This is a genomic window from uncultured Paraglaciecola sp. (genome assembly GCF_913020055.1).
GTDB lineage: Bacteria > Pseudomonadota > Gammaproteobacteria > Enterobacterales > Alteromonadaceae > Paraglaciecola.
Genome location: NZ_CAJWCF010000144.1, coordinates 1 through 8428 on the forward strand (window position 1 = coordinate 1; position 8428 = coordinate 8428).

At 40.0% G+C, this 8428-nt stretch carries 10 protein-coding genes; 2 read left to right on the plus strand and 8 right to left on the minus strand.

Features of this window, described 5'->3' with window-relative positions:
• Positions 1-12: 12 nt before the first annotated feature.
• A complete protein-coding gene (locus QZ488_RS20305) occupies positions 13-945 on the minus strand; it encodes a DNA ligase (RefSeq protein WP_293752179.1) in 933 nt (310 codons plus the stop codon).
• A gap of 79 nt (positions 946-1024) precedes the next feature.
• Positions 1025-1363 carry an FKBP-type peptidyl-prolyl cis-trans isomerase gene (locus tag QZ488_RS20310; RefSeq protein ID WP_293752181.1) on the minus strand — a complete coding sequence of 113 codons (339 nt, stop codon included), beginning with the start codon at positions 1361-1363 and terminating at the stop codon, positions 1025-1027.
• Between the two features lie 86 nt (positions 1364-1449).
• On the opposite strand from QZ488_RS20310, the gene QZ488_RS20315 reads away from it, so the two are divergent.
• Positions 1450-2037 carry a thioredoxin family protein gene (locus tag QZ488_RS20315; protein ID WP_293752183.1) on the plus strand — a complete coding sequence of 196 codons (588 nt, stop codon included), beginning with the start codon at positions 1450-1452 and terminating at the stop codon, positions 2035-2037.
• 67 nt (positions 2038-2104) lie between these two features.
• Here QZ488_RS20315 and QZ488_RS20320 read toward each other — a convergent pair whose 3' ends face one another.
• The 6 genes from QZ488_RS20320 to zntR form a co-directional block, all read right to left on the minus strand.
• The gene (locus QZ488_RS20320) at positions 2105-3364 is read right to left on the minus strand and encodes an outer membrane protein transport protein (protein WP_293752185.1); all 1260 of its coding nucleotides are present in this window, start codon (positions 3362-3364) and stop codon (positions 2105-2107) included.
• 214 nt (positions 3365-3578) lie between these two features.
• Complete coding sequence (locus QZ488_RS20325; protein WP_293752187.1) at positions 3579-4487, minus strand: hypothetical protein; 909 nt, start codon at positions 4485-4487, stop codon at positions 3579-3581.
• Complete coding sequence (locus QZ488_RS20330; RefSeq protein WP_293752189.1) at positions 4484-5344, minus strand: ABC transporter ATP-binding protein; 861 nt, start codon at positions 5342-5344, stop codon at positions 4484-4486. The genes QZ488_RS20325 and QZ488_RS20330 overlap by 4 nt, the downstream gene beginning before the upstream one ends.
• On the minus strand, positions 5344-5706 hold the full coding sequence (locus QZ488_RS20335) for a GntR family transcriptional regulator (protein ID WP_293752191.1): 363 nt from the start codon (positions 5704-5706) through the stop codon (positions 5344-5346). The genes QZ488_RS20330 and QZ488_RS20335 overlap by 1 nt, the downstream gene beginning before the upstream one ends.
• 176 nt (positions 5707-5882) lie before the next feature.
• The gene (locus QZ488_RS20340) at positions 5883-6899 is read right to left on the minus strand and encodes an SO_0444 family Cu/Zn efflux transporter (RefSeq protein WP_293752193.1); all 1017 of its coding nucleotides are present in this window, start codon (positions 6897-6899) and stop codon (positions 5883-5885) included.
• A gap of 25 nt (positions 6900-6924) precedes the next feature.
• Positions 6925-7323, minus strand: a complete 399-nt coding sequence (gene zntR, locus QZ488_RS20345) for a Zn(2+)-responsive transcriptional regulator (protein WP_293752195.1) — start codon at positions 7321-7323, stop codon at positions 6925-6927.
• Between the two features lie 149 nt (positions 7324-7472).
• Here zntR and QZ488_RS20350 point away from each other — a divergent pair, with 149 nt between their 5' ends.
• A complete protein-coding gene (locus tag QZ488_RS20350; protein WP_293752197.1) occupies positions 7473-8321 on the plus strand; it encodes a transporter substrate-binding domain-containing protein in 849 nt (282 codons plus the stop codon).
• The last annotated feature ends 107 nt before the right edge of the window (positions 8322-8428 follow it).

Sequence of the window (8428 nt, forward strand, 5' to 3'; positions counted from 1 at the left end):
AAACTTCTACACTTAATCGCTTACCCCTACTGATGCAAGGAAAGGTTTTTTCTTATTTTTTACCTCTTCCTCGTTGCTAGGCTTAATCCGCAAAAAACTAGCAAAGCGTGGAATACCTTTTGCTGTCAGGCCATAATATTTAAAGGTTATTATGCTACCAATTGGTGGCGGTTCTTGCCGTTGCACATCGGAAAACCCTGAGCCGATTTTAAATTGCAAGCCAGTGTGCAACTCGACCAACAATGAGCCCAACATGTTTTGGTATTTACCTTTGCCGGGAATATGCGCAATCACTTTGGCTTCGGCATCTTGATGTTTTTTTAACTTGAGTAAATTGGCGCTTCTACCATCCTGATAATAAGCCCCCTGATGATTTAACATCAGCCCTTCTGCACCCTCTGCAACTATTTCATCCAATTTTCTCATCAGCTGACGATGATTTGCTAGTTTGAATTGGGGAATAACCTGTACATTAGGACTGGCAATGGTATCAGCCAAATAATACAACTCGGTCAAACGTTGGGTAAAAGTACCTTTATGCTCCGGTAAATCAAACAGCATGAATTTGATATTTTTCCAGTCTTGGGAAGGCGTTTTGCGTAAAACAATAGAAGCGGTTTTTTCAAAGCTGTTACGGGCCAACCATAATTCGCCATCCATAGTCTGCGCAGGAAAATTTTTCACAAACCAAACAGGTGCGTGAATAATATTAGCATTGCGGGTCACCAATGCGTTGCCATTCCAACGGGCGCGAATACCATCTAATTTTTCGCTTACCCAGTAATCGTTTACTACTATGTCTTCTTGGTACGATGTGGCTAATTGTTGAGGCTGGGATAGGTTTTCTGTGACAACTTGGCTATGCTCTTTGGTAGAACAAAATGAATCAGTGGCAAACAACAATACCAAGATTAGCCAATCATAGCGGTGTATAGACGAGATCATATTCAGTGCATTCCATGTCGATGAATACCTTTAATCTTAGTGCAAAAATCCCCTGCTAATAATATTTTTCCGAACGGTTTTAATCTCTGGTTAGTACTTCTAACAATTCAATTTCAAAAAGCAGATTCGAATGTGGTGGGATCATTGTGCCGATTTGGCGTTCGCCGTAGGCTAAATGTGCCGGTACACGCAAACGCCGTTTACCGCCTACTCGCATATCTTTTAAGCCCAATATCCAACCTTGAATAACACGTTTGTTGCTAAGCACGGTTTGAAAAGGTGCATTCTTTTTATATGACGAATCGAATTCTGTCCCATCCTCTAGCCACCCCACATAATGCGCAGTGATTAATGCGCCACGCTCGGCGGCTTTGCCTGTGCCTATGATTATGTCTTCAACTTCTAAGTCTTGATGCATATGAAAATTTTAAAATCCAATGTGACTAACAGTATATCCTGTTACGATTAGAGTAGGTAATCCCCTTAACACTAGAGACCTTTTATATGGCAATGACCGCTTCCAACATGTTGGCTTTGGGCCAACAAGCAGCCGATTTTTGTTTGCCTGATACAGAAGGTAATAACGTAAGTTTGGCTGACTATAATGGCAGTAAAGGTTTAGTCATTGCCTTTATTTGCAACCATTGCCCTTACGTTATTCATATTGCACCACAGCTGACCAAAGTGGCACTTGAATATCAAAAAAAAGGCATTGATTTTATCGCTACTAATAGTAATGACATTAAACAGTATCCCGAAGACGATATGTCACATATGATTGAAGAAAAGCGCAATCGTAATTATCCTTTTGCCTATTTACTGGATGAAAAACAAGATGTTGCTAAAGCCTACTCAGCAGCATGTACGCCTGATATTTATCTATTTAATGGCGATCAAAAATTAGTGTATCGAGGCCAATTCGATGCTTCTAGACCAACTCGCATCTCTTCTGGCAATTACGACTCAACTAAACATCAAGCAACGGGAAGTGACTTAACACAGGCAATGGATGCACTGCTTGAAGGGCAGCATATTAACTCGAATCAAACACCATCTATAGGTTGTAACATCAAGTGGAAGCTAGACGAATAAGCTAATTAAATTCATCTTTCAATTAAAAAATGGCCCTTATATCAGGGCCATTTTTGTTAAGCGGTTTTTAAAATGTATGATTGTATTGCGCTGAAAATATCAGCGCATCGCCTTGACTTCTAAATGCCCATTGACTGCCAAGGTTATCGATTTCATTAAAGGCGCGTTCTTGGCCTTTAATAAATGTTAATCCCATGTCGACCGATGATGTGTTGTCTACTTTATAACTGGCACCCGTGCTTAACCATTTACGGTTAGAATCGGGGATTGATATAGATAAATGATTGCTGTCGGTTGGTGTTGCGTCACAGGCAAACCCAGCGCGCAGTTTTATATTTTTATTGAGTTGGTAACTGCCACCTAACGCATAGCGAAAACTGTTTGAAAAGTTTTCCTCTTTTGAAAACACAGGTGTATCAACAGAGGATACAAATGCCTCTAAAGACTGAAAGCTACTCCACTGAGTCCATACTATGCTGTAGTTTACAGTCCACTTATCATCAAGTAGATGTACACCAGAAAACTCCGCAGTAGCGGGCAGTTCAAGTTCAAGAGAACCAGGTAAAACAGCGCTAGCTAAACCACCAACTGCAGCTGGTAATTGGTTGGTATAATCACCTTCAAAGTTAAGCATTGTTTTACTACGATAATACAATCCTAAACGAGAACCTTTATCAATTTCGTATGCAAAACCAACATTCCATCCATAACCATTGTCATCACCTTCTAAGCTTGCAGCTAAAGTTTGCGCTGGCAGTCCTAGTGGATTATCACCAAAGTGGCGAACTACGTTGGCATCGGCATAAATATAATTAAGACCCAAGGCAGCCGACCAATCAGAATTAATTTTGTATGACACACTGGTATTAAAATTAATGGTGGTAATTTCAGACGTTCCGGCGAGTTGACCTGCAGCATAATCATCTGCAAATTCAGTGGCTAACCCAAAATTTGAAAACACACCAAAACCAATTGCCACTCTTTTATTAATTGGGCTGACATAATAAAGGGCAGGTATAAAGGCTTCGGGAGCAATACTGTTGTCATCTAGCGCTGCGGAATTTGAATAGGGCGGCGCACTGTCTCCTGTAACACTGACATCTGGCAAAATAAATGTACCAGCTACTGAAAACTGCACTTTTTTAAAGGAAGACATTAACGCTGGGTTACGTGCAACAACCGCAGCACTATCCGCGATAGCAGCTTCACCGGCGAAAGCTCGCCCCACCCCCGTTGCACTATGCTCTGCAAGTTGAAAAGCTGCAGCGAAAGCATTTAAGGGTAATGCACTTATTAAAAGAGCCAAAAACGACGGGGTTAGTTTCATAGATTCTATCTCATTCACGTTTATGGGGTAGCGATCCTCTACCCCATCTAAAAATTTGACGCGCATAATAAAGCGTTATAAAAAATATGGTAGTACAACTCGAGAATATATGAGGAATATTACAGATTGTGCGAAAACGTGCGTTTACTGTTAACAAATTGCTAACAGTAAACGTAACTTAAACTGACGCTTTTACATTAATTTTACTTAGTACCTAAACTTCACTCCTATTCACTCTTAACCAATACGTAAGGTACATCAACCCTACTCCTATCAGTGTTGCTGCAACACTTATTTTTGAGGACAGGAGCGAAAATATTAAGAACTTTGGAGATTCGATATCAGAAACGTGGCTCGGAAACATACCTTGGCCAAATGCAAAATATTCACGCAAAGTATTTAAGAAAAACCGTCCATCGAGGTGCAAATATTCCACCACAAAAGATTCAATCAACAAAATAGCGGCTATAGGTAATATTGCCCATAAAAAAGGTGCTTTATTGGCGAACATCGAGGCCAGCATTAACCATGCAAATACAGGAAACATCCATAACGCGTAGGGTAATAAGTTTAACCAAATGGATGCCAGGTTACTGATAATATCAGCATCACCCCAAAGCCCCCAAAGTGATATGTCATATCCTACAGAAAGCACTGTACATACTAGTAATGCCAAGAGAAGAAAAATAAAAACTACAAAAGTCGCAGCCAACATAAATATGCCGGGCACAACTAACGCGCCAGTGATTAGCTTCACCCCAACACTTAAGACATCCGATACGGGTAATGAGCGCCAGAAATAAATAGATAAATCACGTCTTTCATCAAACAGACAGGTAGTAAAATAATAGAGCTGTATGATCAAGGACACCATAATAAAAGGCACAAACATACCCATAATGGTAGCGAGGAAAAACTTAGTGAACCCCTCAACATTAGCCAAGTTGTCCACATTGCTCATACTGTCAAGCAACCTCGACATTTGAAACTCTTCCATCAGCATCAACTTAAGTAAAGGTGCTGCTATTATAAAAACCGCGATGATGATAGGTACCCAAAACAATGTCTTTTTGAATTCCCATATTTCCTTTCTAAAACTAGTGATAATTTGTGTACTGTTCATAGGTTAATCTCCTGTGTCATCACTCCCACAAAAATATCGGCCAGTGTAGGTGAACTCACCTTGCCTAACGTTTCGAGTACGGCGGGGTCAACATTATCAAATAACATGCTTGTTATGCCCATCATGCTATTGGTAAAAAGTGGCTTATGACTTTTTGCTTGTTCGAGATGTTCATTATCTACCGTGACCAATTTAAACCGGGTACGAATGTTTTCTACACTCTGAGAAAGTACAATCTTGCCATCACGTATAAATGCGGCATCAGTCAGAATATGTTCTATTTCTTCGATTTGATGAGTAGTGACTATGATGCACTTGTCTTCGTCATAAAAATCTTCCAATAAATGCGTATAAAATTGACGACGGGTTAAAATATCCAAACCAAGTGTAGGTTCATCCAAGATCAATATTTTTGCATCAACGGCTAAAATTAAGGCTAGGTGTAATTGCGTTACCATGCCCTTTGACAAAGTTTTTACTTTTGCGGTTGCTGGGATGTTAGTTTTGGCTAAAAACGTTTCGGCTTTTTGTCGATTGAAATTAGGGTGAACACCTTGCATATAGGTAAGGGCTTGGTCTACTTTTATCCATTTTGGTAATACAGCCACGTCAGCTATATAGGCAACATCGGCGAGCATTTTCTCTCTGTTTTTACTTGGATTATAACCTAATACATCGATGTCACCGTCATAACTGGTTAAACCTAAAAGTGCCTGTAAACAGGTCGTTTTTCCTGCACCATTTGGTCCTACTAAGCCTAAGATTTGTCCGGCGCCCAAGGATAAATTAACGTCGTTTAAAACCAACTTATTTTTATAGGACTTATGCAATCCTGAAATCGAGATCATGGCTGACATTATTTATACTCCTTGGCCGCACGTGGCAGTTCTTCAACGGAAAGCTTTAACCGTGAAATTTGTTGCAAAATCAGTGGCCACTCAGAGGACAGAAAAGATTTGCGTTCCTTTTCTAAAATAAGTTCAGGAGCACCTGACTTAACATATAATCCTTTACCTCGTTGTTTCTCAACATAGTGTTCATCTTGTAACATCTGATAAGCCTTAGAAATTGTAACGGGGTTGAGTTGATATTCCGCAGCCACCTTTCTGACAGACGGCAAGGCTTCACCTTCTTTGATGTTGCCATCTAGAATGCGCTTTATCACCTGCTGATATAACTGAATATAAATGGGGGCATCCCCATTCCAATGAATTGTCATTTAGAACTCCACAGAACATAACTTAATAGTGTTATACATCACCAACACACCATTAACCATTTATTAGTGGCAGCTATTTGTAAGCAATCGTTACATTTGCTGTGTTAGGTGAGAATGGAGAACTACAGCTAAGTCATTCCCAACCATCTAGATACCTAGGTGGATGGGCATTGAGCTTAAACCGATTTGAAGTTGGCAAACTTAGGCAGCAGCATTTTTTGTAGTTGATAAGCGATCAGTCCGGCTAACACCAAAGCACATGCCTGATAAAAGACGCCCACCATTTCGGAGTGTTCGCCATGAGATAATTGCAGTTGCCAATCAAATTGCTCGAAAAGCGCATCCAATATCAACCCAGAGATTAAGGCACTGCTTACAATAGCGACTAAATACAGACCTAGTTCACGTTTGCCTAGTTCGTTTTTAATCACCATCAAGGTTGCAATATTCGTGGCTGGCCCCGTCAACATAAAAACTAGCGCGGCACCGGGTGTGATACCCGATAGCAATAACCCTACAGCAATAGGAGTCGAAGCTGTAGCACACACATACATAGGAATAGATATCAAAACCACAACTAACATAGCCAATATGCCTTGGGCATACTGATTTAAAAACCCAACCGGCACTATAGTAGTAACGAGAGCGGCAAAGAAAATCCCAATCAGAAACCACAACATAAAGTCTCGTAATAACTGTCCGTAGCCAAAAACAAAAGCCGCTTGTATTTTTTCACTGATGGAAGACGGTGCAACTTTGGCTTTATGACAACAATTGGTGGTAGTTTTAGCTTGCGGTTCTTGCTCGGTTGCCTTACCTGGCTTACCAAACCAAAGCACTAATAATCCTGCAACTATGGCTGAGGTGATTGCGGCTATAGGCCTAGCCATCGCCATAATTGGGCCCATTAACGCATAAGTGATACCGATAGAGTCAACACCGGTTTCAGGTGTAGCAACCAAAAAACTAGCGGTGCTAGCTTTACTGGCACCACTGCGCCTTATGCCCATTGCAACAGGGATAACTGAACACGAACACAAAGGCAGTGGCGCACCAATAAGTGCTGCATTTACTATTGAGCTTTTCCCACCCAAAGTTTTTTCTACCCAAGTACGAGGGATCCACTGATTAATCATCCCCGCGATCAACATGCCTAAAAGTAAAAATGGCGCAGACTCGGTAAACAACAACACAAAATTTGCAAAGAGTTGTATAAGGTTATTCCCGTTCCAAGGTTGAAATGATTGAACAAAATTCGGCGCTTTCTTGACCACCACAACAATAGTGTTCTAGTTGCTGCAAGGTTTGTTGCATTTGCTTTAACTGTGCAATTTGTTGCGAGATATCGGTGATTTTTGCACTAGTTATTAACTTAGCTTCTGCACAAACATGCTGACTTTTGTCATGCCTGATTGCTAATAGAGTGGCTGTTTCTGCCAGAGTAAAACCACACTCTTTACTACGTTTAATAAACTTAGCTGAGGTCAAATCATCTTGTGAATATATACGGTAGTTACTATCACTGCACTTTGAAGCGCTCAGCAAACCGGTTTTTTCATAATAACGCAAAGTGTGTGCACTAATACCCGAACGTTCTGCTAGATCACTTATTCTCATGCTACCTCCTATGTCAATACCAGCATGATAAGCCTTAGAGTAACATCTAAGGTCAAGAGATTACTCACACCTTTGATATAAAAATTAATAACCTCGCAAAATACAAATACTAAGTTACACTTATAGGAATGTTTAAGGGGCAAAAAACTATGAAATTTAGCTATGTATTTTTACTACTACTTTTATCTTTAATTGTTAACGCATGTAAACCTGAACCTTCAAACGAACAAACTAAATCACCACCCACAGTTTCTGTTACTCAAGCAACAACTGTCATGGAAAAAATGACATCTGATAAAAACTGCCAATTCATACTAGGATTTGACGCATGGGAACCTTACCAATATGCAGATGTTGGTGATCGTGTCTCTGGCCTAGATATTGAGTTAATTGCAGCTGTAGTGAGAGAAATGGGTTGCCAATTAACCTATCAACAAGGCACGTGGGTTGATTTATTAATGGCCTTAAAACAGGGTGAAGTCGACATACTACTTGGTGCATCAAAAACAGAAGCAAGGGAGCAATTTGCGTTCTTCAGTGATGCATACAGGATGGAAGAGTTTTCTCTGTATATTCGTAACGGAGATAAAGTGCGAACCGAATATAAGTCATTGTCAGACTTCGTTCAAAATGGCAGCAAGATAGGTATAGTTGAAGACTATATTTATGGCCCCGAAGTATCATCCTTTTTAGATACCCCTGATAAGTCCAAATATTTCGTCAATGCCATTATGGGTGAACTCAATGTAGCGAGACTACTTGATAATGATATCGATGCTTATCTTGAGGATAATTTTGTTGGTGCTTCATTACTTAGACGTAAAGCATTATCTAATTACATTGTGGCCCATGGTATTACCATACAAACTGGTGATGCCTATGTGATGTTTAGCCAAAAAAGTGTGACCCAAGAACAGCTTAACGACTTTAATACTCAATTAGCAAAAGTAAAAAGCAGCGACATTTACCAAGAGATTCTTAACAAATACTCTTATTAAAATATGATGGTTTGAGGGCATTTATATTATCTTAGGATGTAAATGCCCTTTTTTATTGGTGGATAAAGATCTTAATTCACCTAGCATTAAGATCTTATTGCCACTAA